The following is a 14,274-nucleotide window of genomic DNA, read 5'->3' as shown; positions in this document are numbered from 1 at the left end:
TTATAAGTTTAAGATTTGGGGTATGCTGCCTTTTAAAATTTTAAATGTTTAGTCTTAAGTTATAGGTGATGGGATTATTTAAAATTTAAGGTCGAAACGGCCATCGGTAAAGTTCAGTGTATTACCTTCATCATCAATGACCGAGAACTCAAAGGTGCCGGAAACGATAAATTCCTCCAGATCAAAACGGGTAATGGTCAAAAGACCCGGGTTTTCATCTTTAGTTCCGGTATCAAGGGTAAGACCTCCACCAATTGTATATCTAGCACTGTAACCATTGCTTATACGAGTGGTTAATGGGAAAGCTCCTTCCTTTACCCCCCCATTAATATCTAAACATGATAAAAGTATTGACCTAAGTCCGATGTCATCATTTCTCCAGCCACTTATACTGAGGGTATAGGCCCCATCCGCAAATGTGTAGGAAGCCCTTCTACCAGAACTGGAAAAAAACGGTTTCCCATTGATCAGGCAAGCAAAGGTGTTCTCGCCTGTCTGGGTTATGGGCGGGAGGCTGTCCACAGGGTTTTCCGGTTTGTCGTCGTTGCTGCAGGCTACAAGGGTTAACAGATAAAAGGTTAAAAGGGTGATGGGTAAAAGGTGTTGGGTAAATGGTAGATTTTTCATTTTCAAGTAGATTAAAATTTATGGATTTGGGGGATGATTTTTTTTAATTTTAAATTTTCAGTTTTAAGTGTTGGGTTAAAATTTTAGGTCGAAACGGCCATCGGTAATTTCGTATAGGTTACCATCATCATCTACAACTGTAAACTCGAAAGTACCAGAGACGATGAATTCCTCGAGATCAAAACGGGTTATGGTCAAAAGGCCAGGGGCTTCATCCGTGGTTACTGCATCAAGAGTAAGGCCTCCCCCAATTAAATAGATTCCACTAATTTTTCCATTTCCCTCCGATTGAAGTAGATATTTACCCTCACTTATTGGTTCAATATCTAAACCACGTATCGATACTGTTCTTAGCCCCAAATCGTCACGTCTTGAGCCCCTAACACCAAAGCTATTTCCTGAATATGAGGCACTTCTTTTATAACTGGAGAAAAACGGTTTCCCATTGATCAGGCAGGCAAAAGTATTTTCCCCGGTCTGGGTTATGGGCGGGAGGGCATCCACCGGGTTTTCGGGTTTGTCGTCGTTGCTGCAGGCATTAAATGCCAAAAGGTAAAATGGTAAAAGGGCAATCAGTAATTTTTTCATTTTCAAATGGATTTAAGTTTATGGATTTGGGGTATGCTTTTTTAGTTTTAAATTCTTAGTTTTAAGTAGTGGATTAAAATTTTAGGTCGAAACGGCCGTCGGTAAACTTCAAGGTATTGCCTTCATCATCCTTCACGGAGAACTCAAAGGTTCCCGAAACGATAAATTCTTCCAGGTCAAAACAGGTAATGGTCAAAAGGCCTGGATTTTCATCTTTAGTTCCGGTATCTAGGGTAAGGCCTCCATCAATCCCGTAAAGCCCACTAAAATTTCCACTTATCTCGGATTTAAGGGTGTATGTTCCTTCTTTCAATGGGTCTACATCAATACCTTGTATCGACACGGTACGCAAACCTATTTCATCACGTCTCGAACCGTAAACTCCAAAAGCATAGGCACCATTGGCGACAGTATAAGATGCACGCCTATCCTTGCTCGAGAAAAAGGGCTTCCCATTAATCAGGCAAGCAAAGGTGTTCTCCCCGGTCTGGGTTATGGGCGGGAGGCTGTCCACCGGGTTTTTGGGTTGGTCGTCGTTGCTGCATGCATTAAATGTCAAAAGGTAAAACGGTAAAAGCGTAATCAGTAATTTTTTCATTTTAAATAAATTTAAGTTTATGGATTGGGGGGTGCTTTTTTTTATTTTAAATTCTCAGTTTTAAGTGTTGGGTTAAAATTTTAGGTCGAAACGGCCGTCGGTAAAGTTCAGGATGTTGCCCACCTTGTCCTTGACCGAGAACTCAAAGGTGCCCGAAACGATAAATTCCTCCAGATCAAAACGGGTAATGGTCAAAATACCTGGGTTTTCATCCGTGGTTCTAGCATCGAGAGTTAGCCCTCCATCGATAAAATATTCTGCACTATAGCCACCACTTGCTCGAGTCGTAAGAGGGTATTCTCCTTCATTGACTCCACCTTCTATATCTAACGCCGATAATTGAATAGTCCTAAGCCCCTGATTGTCGTTTCGCGAACCACTGATACTTAATGTGTATGCCCCATTTCCAATAGTATAAAAGGCTCTCCTATCTGAACTGGGAAAAAACGGTTTTCCATTGATCAGGCAGGCAAAGGTGTTTTCTCCGGTCTGGGTTATGGGCGGGAGGGCATCCACCGGGTTTTCGGGTTTGTCGTCGTTGCTGCAGCCGCTCAAAGACAAAATGTAAAGAGCAATCAGTAATTTTTTCATTTTCAAGTAGATTAAAGTTTATGGATTTGGGATTATGCTGCTAATTTTGATGTGAGTTCAAAGTCAAAAACATAACATATTAAATGGGCAAAAAAATCAGAATGAACCATTTTTTAATAGTTATATGTCAATTCCAATTTCGAATGCTTCGGCACATATACTTCATGGTATTCATCTTCAACTTCTCCGCCATTTTTACGTTTGGATATGCTTATCAAATTATAATCACTTTCTGCAACCAGAATACTGTCAATCTTGGTGTCCGTTAAAGTAGCATAAGATCTATTGCCATCGTAGGCAAGTTGATATTCAGAATTTAAAAACTCATTCTGGCCTATTTTTAAACCGGATGGATATAGGGAACTTACCCTAAAATAATCCTCTTCAACTTCAGGGTTAAAACCTTTAAGATTCACCGTGATATATGCTTTTTTAGGATTGTAGAAATCCATTGTACCTGTTGTGTCACGTCTATTTATTGATGAAATAGTGATGTCATAGAAAGGACTATTATTCATATATACTTTTTCATCTAACTTGCTATAATCGATTATTAGCTCAAAATAACCTTTCGCTTCAGAGCCAGCTCATCACTCTCAATAAAGAATTCCATATTATAGTAGCCATTTTTATCAGTTGTAGCTTTTTTGATCCTCCTTATCGAAGAATTGTAAGGCCGACTTGAATTGTGTCTAAATTCTATTGGAATATTCGCCAAGGGTTTCCCATTTGATGTTACGATTTGACCTTGCACCACGGTACAGTCTGAAATGCATACTAGGGCGGTATCATCTTCTTTACAACAGGAACTAATAAAAATGATGAGTAGTAATAAAATTATCTTTTTCATTTTTATAGCTTTAGTAAATAACCCAATGTAAATTGTCCTTGTTCCAAAGCACCATCTGCTTTGGCCTCAAAGAAGAGGCCCATCTTGGTCATAATTCCAATACCCAATTCCATTCCAGTTAAGGTATCATCCGCCTCAATATTTTCTTCAGTGTTCTTTACCTTAATATACCCAACATTGAAACCTACCAATCCATAAAAATCCAATGTACCATTGGTCACAAAGGAATAGGTTCCGTCAAAATTGAATGCATAAACGGTGCTTTCGAGAGGTTCAGGCGCTTTGGAAAAGAAATAGGTGGCCCCTCCAGTAACTCCCCATTTTTCAGTTATTTTGTACAGACCTCGTAGGTTTACACCAAAGGCTGGGTCACCTAAAAAATCTTCATCAACACTGGATTCAGTGCCTAATGAAAGTCCACCTCCTAATTTGAACTCTTGTGACCTTACTGTGGTAAATGAAAATAACACGCCCAAAATCAACAAATTAAATTTACTCATCTTCATATATAATAGAATTAATAGTTAGTAATTCAAGTAATCAGCATATTTAGTATTTCGATTTTCGACACTAATAGCTCATAAGAAAAGGACAATAAGCCCCATCTCATTTGAGGTTGAAAATGAAGGTTGAAAATTTTTCAAGGAGGTTATCCGCCTGAGCAGACCTGAAAATGACTAGCCTGAAATGAGAATCCTATCACATTTCTTAAGGCTTTGGATTTTTAAATGTAGTATTTTTATGGTTAGTATAGCAACATTCGTCCATTATATGCTATTCCATCACGTAAAGCGGTAGAGGTGATACCACCTGATTTTGAAAAGCAAACCAACCGAAATAAATCACCTACTATTAACCAAGAAAGCTGAGGTCCAGATTCTCCGTTGGTGCACAAAAAAAGGCAACTTAGTTGCCCTTTACCGTTTATTGATTGATGTTGATTTAGCCTATCCTTTGAGGAACGTTCCAATCTCTCCCAGGCCCTCTCCTCGATAATCGGACTTTTGAATGGCCTGCATGAGTTGTACAATGTGGGCCGGGTTCATGTTTTTGCCCAAAACACGAATAACGGCAAAGCCTTTTTCTTTACTATCTCCAAAAATGATGACCTCATCAATGGCATCTTCATCACCCAAATATTTGATGACGCCTTTTCCATATTGCGAATTGATCTTCATCAACTCCACAAACTCATCGTTTTTCAAGATTTCCTTGACTTTTTTCCGTTCCACTTCATATTCTGCCTCATTATTCGTATTCTTCTTAAAAGCCAATAGGTTAAACTTTCTCAAAGATTCCACCGCTTCTTTCTGAGTGGGTGTAAGATTGACCTCATCCATCTTTAAGATACTGGCCGGCACATCTATGGTCAAGAAATTAGGGTTTTCTGAATTATCCACATAATACTCTTGTAGACTCTGTTGCGAAGAGCAGGAGGCCAAAAGTGATAAGATAATCACTGCCAACGATTTGATTATATTTTCCATTACTTTATTTTTTTGCATTTTTTGTGATTTATTCTTGGAGATAGATTTTCCAAACTTCTTTCTCAGACTCTGGACCTCTATTTTTCCTCTAAGTTTACAATTCTATTTAATTCTTCTGGCAGTCCCATCTTTTCGACCAAGAGTGGCAGTTTTTTTAAATCCATGTTCTTGCCATATAATTCCAGCGTTAAGGTGGTATATCGCTGCTTGTTCCAAAAAAAACTTATCCTCCTCCTTTCCTTGACAAACATCACCAGATTATCTGCAACATTCATATCACTATCACCGTTGATGAAGAATTCTACATCTTCGTCATAGACCTTATCAATCTCATATTCCTTAAAGCCCCTATTGTGAACATATCCATAGACCATCTCACTTATTTCATCCACAATTTGCCTATCCTTTGTAGTAAAAACCTTTAAGCTATCCAATTGATTGACAAGATTAACAAACTCTATGTCCTTCTCATTGTTTTTGTTGATGTTCACTCGTTGTGCAACCAAGAGCATAGGTTTACCTATAACAGTGCTGGTGACTTTATAGTTGTTTTCCAAAGCATTTGTAGGAGTTTGCGAAACCATGAAAACAGTTCCCATTGAATATAATAGATAAAACAAGAACCATTTTCGCATCATAAAAAGTTTAATGGTCTTTTTTCTTGGCTACGTTCTCCAATCCTTTATGGAGCTTCATCTTGTTGGTCAAAGTTCCCACTTTGGTCAAATCGATGTCACCTGTCATCGTCAACAGAACCGTTTCAAAATGTCGGTCGGAATGATGGTGCTTTCCTTCATCGATACCGGTCACGAACATTAACAGTTCTGTTATATGATCTTCATTCTTGCCCTGTCTGATGTAAAATTTCAAGTTCGTATCTCCATCTTTTACCTTCATCAGCTCTTCCAACTTGGAAGATTTTACATATTGGTTCATGGCATCCGACATATCCGCGGAGGCACTTTCATCTTCAGATAGAAAGATTTTGATATTATCAATATTTTGGGCAATCTGCATAAACTCTTGAGTTTCCGGGTCTTCATCGTTCTCCATCATTTTTGAAACGATGTCCAACATACCCTTGTTTATGGTCACGGTTCCTATCCTATCGGAATCTTCGAACTTATCAAAAATTGATTGCGCGGTTCCGAAATAGGGTGCTAGGGCCAATAGGCCTATAATAAATGCTCTTTTCATGGTTCCTAGTTTTCTTTTTTACCCGCTTTGTTCAGTTCTTCTGGAAGATTCATCTTCTTGGTAAGGGAATTGATCTTGTTCAAATCGATATCACCGGTCAGGGACAGCAATACGGTCTCAAATTTTCGACCGTCGGCTTCCATTTCCTTAAGTCCGGTAACCAACATTAACAATTCACTCACATGGTCCTCATCCTTGCCTTGCTTTATATAAAACTTTACGTTGGCATCTTTGTCCTTAACGCGCATCAACTCTTCCATTCTAGCTGACTTAAGATAACTGCTCACCGATGATTTCATCTCAGCTCCTATTTTCGCATCATCGGTGGTAAACACCTTCAAACTTTTAAGGCTGCTGGCAATTTCCATAAAATCTTGGGCCTCAGGGTCATCCACCTCCACATCTATTTTTGCCAATAGGTTGAACATGCTCTTATTGACCACTACAGAAGTTACTTCGTCATAGTCCTCGTATTTGTCGAACAGCGACTGTGCAATCGCTGAAAGTGGCAATACGGCGATTAAAAAGATTAAAATATTCTTTGTCATTTCTTTTAATTTTAATTGTTGTTGTAAATTTTTTGTTTTGCAACTTCGAACTCCTGTAAATAGGCCACTTTTTCCGTGCCTCTTCCAAAATTCTCCGCCAAGAGTTCAAAAGCCTTTTTGGTTTCTTGGTAGGCGTATGCTGCCTGCTCCCTTTCTACCTGTTTCTGAATTCGGTATTCATTACCAAAATAGATGCCAAAGGTTAAAACTGCCACTGCTGCAACGGAAATCCATTTGTAAAAGTTTTTTCTAGGTTTTAATGGAACCTGCTTGGTGTACCGTTCTTCCTTGGCTTTGGAAAAGTAAGTGAACATGGGCCTATACTGCTCAAGATGAGTTGCAACCTCCTCTTGTGAAAAATACTCTTGCAATACACGCTCCTCCGCCATTGTTGTGGTGGCTTCGAAATACTTCTCCAATAATTTTTCTATGTTATCCAATGCCATAGCTGTGTTTTTTAATAAGTTCTTCTCTAACTGCTTTTCGTGCTCTTGACAGTGTGACCCTTACTGTGGTGGGCTTCATGTCCAATAATTCGCATATTTCTTCAAATTCGTAGTGTTCCACATCGCGTAACTGCAATACCATTTTTTGTTGTTCGGGCAAATGTTCCATGATTCGCTCCATCCAGCTTAAACTGTCCTCGGCCTCGATTTGTCGTTGCAAGGACACGTTTTCATCGGTATAATTGCTGTGCACTAATTTCAAATTGCCTGCTTGTTTGGATTTTAACCGATCCAAACAAAAGTTCTTGGTCATCGTCATGGCAAAAGCTTCCACATTCTTATACTCTGCCATCGACTCATTTTTCGACCATAGTTTCAGCAAAATTTCCTGTGTGGCGTCCTCCGCTTCCTCCCTAGAAACCAATAGGCGCTTCGCCAATCGGTATAATTTGTCCTTGAAGGGCATCACAACGTTCAAGAATTCAGCCTGTTTCATTTGGTAGTCTTAGTTGTTTTTGGTCTTCACTTATCGACCTACATTATCACGACGACGTATATCGAATTTTGTTACAAAAAATTTGTATTCTCATTGAATGTAGCTATTTTGGGACTGAAAATTGTAAGAATCCATAGAATTTTCCGCCTTACTTACCAACCTCTTTTATATTGGAACGAAAATTGATTAACCTGTAGAAAATTCGCTATGAAAAAAAATATGTTCCTCTTTCTCGGGCTTTCATTACTAAGCATTTCATGCAACAATGACGATGATTTTGTCTCTAATGACATAGTCGCTCAAAATTTTATGTGGAGAGCAATGAACCTGTGGTATTTTTGGCAAGGTGAGGTTGATGATTTGGCGGACAACCGCTTCTCCACGGACCAGGCGTATAACTCCTTCTTGGAACAAGCACCTGATCCCGAGGACTTTTACTTTAATGTGTTGCTTTTTGATGATGATCGTTTCAGTTTTTTAAATGAAGACTATAGAGAATTGGTGAACAATCTTTCGGGAGTCTCCAAAAGTAATGGTCTGGAGTTTGGCTTGGTTCGTTTTTCAGAAAGTGATGATCTCTTTGGTTATGTGCAATACATTGTTCCAAACTCAGATGCTTCTACCAAAGACATTTCTAGAGGAGAAATTTTTACCCGTGTAGATGGTCAACAACTCAACATAAACAACTATAGAGATCTCTTGTTCGGTGACAACGACTCCTATACATTGGGGATGGCCGATATTAATGGTACTACGATCACAGACAATGATAAAGAAGTGTCGCTCACCAAAATAGAAAACCAAGTAGAAGATCCGATTTTGGTAGCGGAAACCTTGGAGGTAAATGGTGTTAAAATAGCCTATTTGATGTACAATCGTTTCTTGAGCAGTTTTAATGAACAACTCAACGAAGCCTTTGCCAAGTTTGTAGCAGATGGTGCCACGGAATTGGTGCTCGATATGCGTTACAACCCAGGAGGCTCGGTAAACACGTCCCGACTGCTGGCCAGTATGGTTTATAGCACCAATACTGATGAGCTCTATATAAGGCAGCGATGGAACGATAAGGTACAGGAACAGCTTAGTACAGAGCAGCTGGAGGATTATTTTGCCAGTACCACGGGCTCAACCCCTATCAATTCATTGAATTTGAGCAAAGTATATGTTATAGCGACCAATAGTTCTGCTTCAGCCAGCGAGTTGGTCATGAATGGTCTAGCTCCTTATGTGGATGTGGTTCATATTGGTGAAACCACCCGAGGTAAGAATGAATTCTCCATTACTTTAGTGGACAATTCAGACAATTCCTTTGTTTATTCGAGTCAGAGTGAAGATGATATAAACCCTCAAAATAGTTGGGGGTTACAGCCTTTGGTGGGTCGCAATGAAAATGCGGATGGATTCTTTGATTACACCAATGGTCTTGCTCCGGATATTGTTTTAGCCGAGGATTTGACCGATTTAGGCGTACTTGGGAGCCCCAACGAACCGCTATTGGCCAGGGCAATTCAGGAAATTACAGGTGTAACCAGCAAAAAAGATTTCACAGTACAAATGGCGGCGAAGCCATTTACCAGTTCCAGATTACAAACAACTATGAAGGACAACATGTACTTGGATAAACCGCTAAACATCAACTTCAAATAAAAAAGCGGCTTTTTTAAGCCGCTTTTTTTTTAAAGTTTCAAGTTCATCCCAAAACGCAAGTTTCTTCCTAAAGTGGTAAATCCTAAAATTTCGATGTACTCCTCGTTCAACAAATTTTCAGCACCTAAAAAAATATCCATCTTATCGGGTATCAGTTCATGGCCAATAGATAATCCAAGCAGTGAAAAAGAATCCAACGTTACATTGGTAAATGTGCTGAAGTCAGTATCTAATCGACTTCCGGTATAGGCATAGATGAAGTTGAGATTCGTTTTGTCGCATAGCTGGTATCCAATAGACAAATTGGCCTTGTGTTTGGGAATACGAATGGCATTATCCCCATTTATTTCTGTAAACGTATAATTGGCATCAACAAAAAGCTTGGCTGTCGGTTTCCATGAAGCTTCAATTTCCAAGCCATTGGCATTGATTTCTTCCGAAACATTGATACTCATAAAATCTTGGTCAAAACCAATAGTGTTCTTTTCGTTTCTGTCAAAATAGACCGCACTGATCCGCAACCCGCTATTGGTATAAAATTCAATTCCGCCTTCAAGTGTCCTGTTTTCCTCAGGTTCTAAATCGGGATTGGCACCAAAATCCCCGAACAATTGGGTCAAATTTGGAGTGATGTAGGAAGTCGCAAAGGACCCTAACACCTTTAAATACCCTTTCTCATTAGAAAATGTATACGAAGGGTTAAGATTATAAACAAAATGATTGCCGTATTCCGAGTGATTGTTCAATCTTCCTCCCAGGTTCAGGTTCAGCCCAAAATCAGAGACATAGACTAAATTGGCATACGGATCCACAATGGTAAAATCGGCCTGATCAGAAAATACGGCTTTATCCTTTATATAATTGATGCCAACAATGGTATGCCACCTATCCCCAAAGATGTATTTATTGTATACATCGAGCACTAGATTCTCCCCCGTAAAAGTACTTTCACCAAAAGTATCATTGGTATCGGTCCCATATTCCGAAAATGCCACATTTAAATGTATACTGCCCTTTCCATATGCTACATTAGAGGCCAATCCAACTCTTTTTTGTTCACTATTGGAAACGTTGGGAGCCTCAGCAAAAGAAGCATCATATTCATTGTTGAATTTGGTTTGATTGCCAAAAACAGAAATATCAAAATCCTGCGAAAACTCATATCCCAAGCGCACATTGGCACTATAGTTTGAAAAAATATCTTCCTCATTTTCTGGAGTCGTTGCCGCAGAAACCCCACTTTTATATCGATTGGAGAAATCTACGCTATAGGTCAATTTTTTCAAGGTTCCATTTACGGAAACCATATTGTTGAATGCCCCCAAATTGTAGTTTTGATCCTCTGCGGTCTGATTGGTCCCTATACTGGATTGAATGTTTGCAGCTATTTTATGCGATGCGCTCTTTTTAGTGGAGATGTTGATCACAGCTGTGGCCGCATTCGTCCCATATAAGGTGCTGGCCGCGCCTTTTATGATTTCAATGGACTCAATAAGAGCTGGTGAGAGTAACCTTAGATCATATTCCTGTGAAAATGTGGAAGGGTCCGAAACCCGCACGCCATCAATGATTACCAAAGCTTGCCTACCCCGACCACCGCGGGTAAAAACACCCAAAACGTTGCCATCGCGACCCCGACTTCCAGCAATTTCAATACCGCTTTTAGTGTTGATAATCTCTGCAAGCGTCCTTCCTTGATTACGTTCCAATTCCTCCCTAGTGATTTTAATGACCGTTTTACCAGAATTTTCACGTTTCAACCCAAACTTGGAATCGCTTACCACCACTTCTTGCAACTGATGCAAAGGAATAGAATCTTGTTGTGACTGGGCAAAGATTCCCTTAACCACCAAAATGACGGCACATACCCCTAAATAATTTTTGTTCATTTCGTTTACGAGAATAAACGGGAGAATAGTATGATGTTCATACGCAAACTTTTATCCCGAAAGTTTAACACTGTTTGTTTGAATTTGGCAGGTCTCCTGACTTGTTTAAAGCTGCTTTGCCTTCCCATTATACAATAACAGTGGCTTGAAGAAAACAACACCCTCCAGGGAGGTGCCAAATCAAGTTTGGCATAAACTTACAGTTGCGGGAACAGCTCCGGATTTACACCGGATTCCCTTTTAATCGCACGAAAACATCGTGCGAACCAAGATTCAATGCGAATGTAATCAATCTGTTTAATCTTTTTCTGCAAAAATTAAATAACCTTACTTTTGGGTTATGGCAACGAATCGGTTCTACGCATTATTTTTCTGTGTATTCGCTATTGTTTGTTTACTCGGGTGTGGCAAAAAAAATAAGTCACTTTCCGTTGAACAAAATAGCACAAAAACTGAGCTGAAATATGCCAAAGGTTTCTCTGTCCAAAAGAATGCCACCTTTACCGTTATTGAGGTCACCTCTCCCTGGCCCAGTTCCGATAATAATTTTAAATATGCCCTGGTGCCAAAAGAAAAGTTGGCAACAATTACTTTTCCCAGAGATGCTTACGATGCCATTGTACCAACACCCGTGGAACATGTTGTGCTCACCTCCACCACCCATATTCCCTCTCTGGAAGCTTTAGGCGTAGTAAATACCATTATTGGGTTCCCCAGCACTGATTTTATTTCCTCCCCGGCAGCTCGAAAACGCATAGAGAATGGTCAAATCAAAGAATTGGGCACCAATGAAAATATCAATACCGAAATTGCAATGGCACTGCAACCCGATGTGGTAATCGGATTCGGTATAAACGATACCAACAAGGCCTATGAAGCCATAAAAAAGTCTGGTATTCCTGTGGCGTACAATGGTGATTGGGTAGAACAGACTCCCTTGGGAAAAGCAGAATGGATTAAATTTTTTGCTCCTTTCTTTCAAAAAGAGACATTGGCTGATAGCCTATTCCATACCATCGAAAAAGGCTATCTCAATGCAAAACAATTGGCCCAGAAATCCCAAAAAAAACCAACAGTTTTAACAGGTGGACTTTATAAAGATGTATGGTATGTGGCTGGAGGAAAAAGCTGGATGGCCCAATTTTTACAGGACGCAAATACAGATTACCTGTGGGCTAACACAGACCACAAAGGCAGCATAGGACTAAGTTTGGAAGTGGTACTGGACAAAGCACAAAAAGCTGATTATTGGCTCAACCCCTCTATGCACATAACCTACAAAGAACTGCAAAGTGCCAATGCACATCACCAACAATTTGAAGCCTTTAAACAACAGAGAGTATTCTCAAATGCCATAAAGAAAGGAGCCAAGGGTGGACTACTCTTTTACGAGTTGGCGCCACAGCGACCCGATTTGGTCTTAAAAGACCTCATTGCCATTATGCATCCCTTACTTTTGCCCGACTACGAACCTCATTTTTTTATGCCTTTGGAATAGATGCACGCTACAAAATCATATCAAATTTCCTTTGTTTTGATTCTTATTGCCTTAATACTGGCTGGGGTACTGAACATCAGTTCTGGTTCGGTTTTCATACCCTTTTGGGACATTGTTTCGGCGTTGTTCGGAGATACTTTAAAGGAAGAATCATGGCAATATATCATTTGGAACTACCGAGTGCCCAAGGCATTCACCTCCATTTTGGTGGGTGGTGGCCTATCCTTGAGCGGTTTGTTGATGCAAACGCTGTTCAGAAATCCCTTGGCGGGGCCTTTTGTTTTGGGAATCAGTTCCGGAGCTAGTTTAGGGGCCGCTTTGCTGTTAATGGGCGTTTCCATGCTCTCCGGATGGACTTCTTTTACCTTGTTCAGCGATATTTCGTTGGCCATTGCAGCCAGTGTGGGGAGCTTTTTGGTGCTACTGGTGGTCTTAATGGTGGCCCAACGGGTAAAGGATACTATGGCTCTGTTGATCATTGGTTTAATGTTTGGCAGCATTACTTCGGCCATTGTCAGTGTGCTCGCCTATTTTTCAACAGCAGAAAATTTACAGCGTTTTATTTTTTGGTCCTTTGGGAGTGTCGGAAATTTATCTAGCCAGCAAGTAGTACTGCTTTTTGGTATCGTAGTTTTGGGAACAGTCCTTAGCATTGCATCCATCAAGCCTTTAAATGCCTATCTGCTTGGAGAGCACTACGCTCAAAGTTTGGGGGTTTCACTTAAAAAGTCTAAAATAGTGATAATTGTGGCGACTGGCCTGTTGGCCGGAGGGGTTACGGCATTTGCCGGGCCCATTGCCTTTATTGGGTTAGCCGTTCCCCACCTCACAAGACAAATATTTGATACCATGGAACACCGGATTCTTATTCCGGCCGTGTTCCTATATGGCGCCATTTTAATGTTACTTTGCGATACTGTGGCCCAACTGCCCAATTCAGCCCATCTATTGCCCATAAATGCAATAACATCCCTTGTGGGCGCACCAGTGGTTATTTGGTTACTGGTCCGTAAACGTAAAATGTTGTTTTAATGGAAGTGCCCAACGAACATACCATTTCAGTTAAAGAACTGTCCGTAGGATATGATACCCTCAGCGTGGCCAAAAACATCAATTTTACAGTCAAAAGTGGGGAATTATGTGCCATAGTAGGTGTAAATGGCATTGGCAAATCAACATTATTGAGGACTTTGGGCAAATTGCAACCTCGATTGAAAGGAACTATCTTCATTAAAGGTGAAAAATTAGAGACCTACTCCCCCATTCAATTGTCCAGGGCACTGAGTGTGGTACTTACCGAACTCCCAGCTTCAAAAAACCTAACCGTGCAGGAATTGATTGCTCTGGGAAGACAACCCTACACAAACTGGTTGGGGAATTTGACCGTTGCGGACAAAAAACTGGTTCAGCAAAGCTTGGATTCTTTTTTGCTGACCGAATTAAGAGACCGAAAATGCCACGAACTCAGTGATGGTCAAATGCAGCGTGTGCTCATAGCCCGCGCCATGGCCCAGGATACTTCTGTTATTCTTTTGGATGAACCCACCACGCATCTTGATTTGTACCACAAAGTCCAAATCTTGAAGTTGCTACAAAATTTAGCGCATCATCAACAAAAGACAATCCTCTTTACCACCCACGAAATTGATTTGGCCATTCAACTGTGTGATAAAATATTGATTTTGGATGGTACGGAAAATCCTTTTGGAAACCCTTGCGAGCTTATTGACCAAAAACACTTTGAACGTTTATTTCCTCCGGAAATGGTTGTTTTTGATGCAAAAACCGGTGCTTTTAAGGTGAATAAGTAAG

Annotated in this window: 18 protein-coding genes and 1 riboswitch; of the genes, 4 read left to right on the top strand and 14 right to left on the bottom strand. The window is 40.2% G+C overall.

Translation table 11 applies throughout. From position 1 onward, the window contains the following. Window positions 1-78: 78 nt before the first annotated feature. The 13 genes from GTQ34_RS01800 to GTQ34_RS01740 form a co-directional block, all read right to left on the bottom strand. Window positions 79-627 (bottom strand): Riean_0653 family protein, encoded by a 549-nt coding sequence (locus GTQ34_RS01800; RefSeq protein WP_166522046.1) that lies wholly within the window; start codon window positions 625-627, stop codon window positions 79-81. A gap of 75 nt (window positions 628-702) precedes the next feature. Continuing rightward, the gene (locus GTQ34_RS01795; protein WP_166522045.1) at window positions 703-1,215 is read right to left on the bottom strand and encodes a Riean_0653 family protein; all 513 of its coding nucleotides are present in this window, start codon (window positions 1,213-1,215) and stop codon (window positions 703-705) included. A 73-nt stretch (window positions 1,216-1,288) separates the two neighbouring features. Further along, window positions 1,289-1,813, bottom strand: coding sequence for a Riean_0653 family protein (locus GTQ34_RS01790; RefSeq protein ID WP_166522044.1), 525 nt, complete (start codon window positions 1,811-1,813; stop codon window positions 1,289-1,291). Between the two features lie 72 nt (window positions 1,814-1,885). Continuing rightward, window positions 1,886-2,404, bottom strand: coding sequence for a Riean_0653 family protein (locus GTQ34_RS01785; protein ID WP_166522043.1), 519 nt, complete (start codon window positions 2,402-2,404; stop codon window positions 1,886-1,888). Window positions 2,405-2,517: 113 nt separating this feature from the next. Further along, complete coding sequence (locus GTQ34_RS01780) at window positions 2,518-2,922, bottom strand: hypothetical protein (protein ID WP_166522042.1); 405 nt, start codon at window positions 2,920-2,922, stop codon at window positions 2,518-2,520. A gap of 35 nt (window positions 2,923-2,957) precedes the next feature. After that, window positions 2,958-3,254: a transthyretin-like family protein gene (locus GTQ34_RS01775; protein ID WP_166522041.1), complete on the bottom strand. Its 297-nt coding sequence runs from the start codon at window positions 3,252-3,254 to the stop codon at window positions 2,958-2,960. A gap of 2 nt (window positions 3,255-3,256) precedes the next feature. Next, window positions 3,257-3,754: an outer membrane beta-barrel protein gene (locus tag GTQ34_RS01770; protein WP_166522040.1), complete on the bottom strand. Its 498-nt coding sequence runs from the start codon at window positions 3,752-3,754 to the stop codon at window positions 3,257-3,259. Between the two features lie 447 nt (window positions 3,755-4,201). After that, window positions 4,202-4,741 carry a DUF4252 domain-containing protein gene (locus tag GTQ34_RS01765; RefSeq protein WP_166522039.1) on the bottom strand — a complete coding sequence of 180 codons (540 nt, stop codon included), beginning with the start codon at window positions 4,739-4,741 and terminating at the stop codon, window positions 4,202-4,204. A 77-nt stretch (window positions 4,742-4,818) separates the two neighbouring features. Next, on the bottom strand, window positions 4,819-5,376 hold the full coding sequence (locus tag GTQ34_RS01760; RefSeq protein WP_166522038.1) for a DUF4252 domain-containing protein: 558 nt from the start codon (window positions 5,374-5,376) through the stop codon (window positions 4,819-4,821). 10 nt (window positions 5,377-5,386) lie between these two features. Next, entirely contained in the window at window positions 5,387-5,938 is a 552-nt protein-coding gene (locus GTQ34_RS01755; RefSeq protein ID WP_166522037.1) for a DUF4252 domain-containing protein, read from the bottom strand. Window positions 5,939-5,943: 5 nt separating this feature from the next. Next, entirely contained in the window at window positions 5,944-6,486 is a 543-nt protein-coding gene (locus tag GTQ34_RS01750; protein ID WP_166522036.1) for a DUF4252 domain-containing protein, read from the bottom strand. Between the two features lie 11 nt (window positions 6,487-6,497). Continuing rightward, complete coding sequence (locus GTQ34_RS01745; RefSeq protein WP_166522035.1) at window positions 6,498-6,932, bottom strand: hypothetical protein; 435 nt, start codon at window positions 6,930-6,932, stop codon at window positions 6,498-6,500. Beyond that, entirely contained in the window at window positions 6,919-7,428 is a 510-nt protein-coding gene (locus GTQ34_RS01740) for an RNA polymerase sigma factor (protein ID WP_166522034.1), read from the bottom strand. The genes GTQ34_RS01745 and GTQ34_RS01740 overlap by 14 nt, the downstream gene beginning before the upstream one ends. A gap of 207 nt (window positions 7,429-7,635) precedes the next feature. Here GTQ34_RS01740 and GTQ34_RS01735 point away from each other — a divergent pair, with 207 nt between their 5' ends. Beyond that, window positions 7,636-9,075, top strand: a complete 1,440-nt coding sequence (locus GTQ34_RS01735) for a S41 family peptidase (RefSeq protein ID WP_166522033.1) — start codon at window positions 7,636-7,638, stop codon at window positions 9,073-9,075. 29 nt (window positions 9,076-9,104) lie between these two features. On the opposite strand, the gene GTQ34_RS01730 is transcribed toward GTQ34_RS01735, so the two are convergent. Beyond that, a complete protein-coding gene (locus GTQ34_RS01730; RefSeq protein WP_166522032.1) occupies window positions 9,105-10,964 on the bottom strand; it encodes a TonB-dependent receptor plug domain-containing protein in 1,860 nt (619 codons plus the stop codon). Window positions 10,965-11,033: 69 nt separating this feature from the next. Beyond that, window positions 11,034-11,250: riboswitch (cobalamin riboswitch) on the bottom strand. A 54-nt stretch (window positions 11,251-11,304) separates the two neighbouring features. Between GTQ34_RS01730 and GTQ34_RS01725 the strand changes: the two genes are divergently transcribed. The 3 genes from GTQ34_RS01725 to GTQ34_RS01715 are packed head-to-tail and all read left to right on the top strand — an operon-like array spanning window position 11,305 to window position 14,273. After that, window positions 11,305-12,462: an ABC transporter substrate-binding protein gene (locus tag GTQ34_RS01725; protein WP_166522031.1), complete on the top strand. Its 1,158-nt coding sequence runs from the start codon at window positions 11,305-11,307 to the stop codon at window positions 12,460-12,462. Continuing rightward, window positions 12,463-13,494 (top strand): FecCD family ABC transporter permease, encoded by a 1,032-nt coding sequence (locus tag GTQ34_RS01720; RefSeq protein ID WP_166522030.1) that lies wholly within the window; start codon window positions 12,463-12,465, stop codon window positions 13,492-13,494. Next, window positions 13,494-14,273, top strand: a complete 780-nt coding sequence (locus tag GTQ34_RS01715; protein ID WP_166522029.1) for an ABC transporter ATP-binding protein — start codon at window positions 13,494-13,496, stop codon at window positions 14,271-14,273. The genes GTQ34_RS01720 and GTQ34_RS01715 overlap by 1 nt, the downstream gene beginning before the upstream one ends. Window position 14,274 lies beyond the last annotated feature (1 nt).

The sequence above is a fragment of the Flagellimonas ochracea genome (genome assembly GCF_009903685.1).
Lineage (GTDB): Bacteria > Bacteroidota > Bacteroidia > Flavobacteriales > Flavobacteriaceae > Flagellimonas > Flagellimonas ochracea.
The sequence above is the reverse complement of the archived record's forward strand: the minus strand, read 5'-3'. Positions and strand labels throughout refer to the sequence as shown.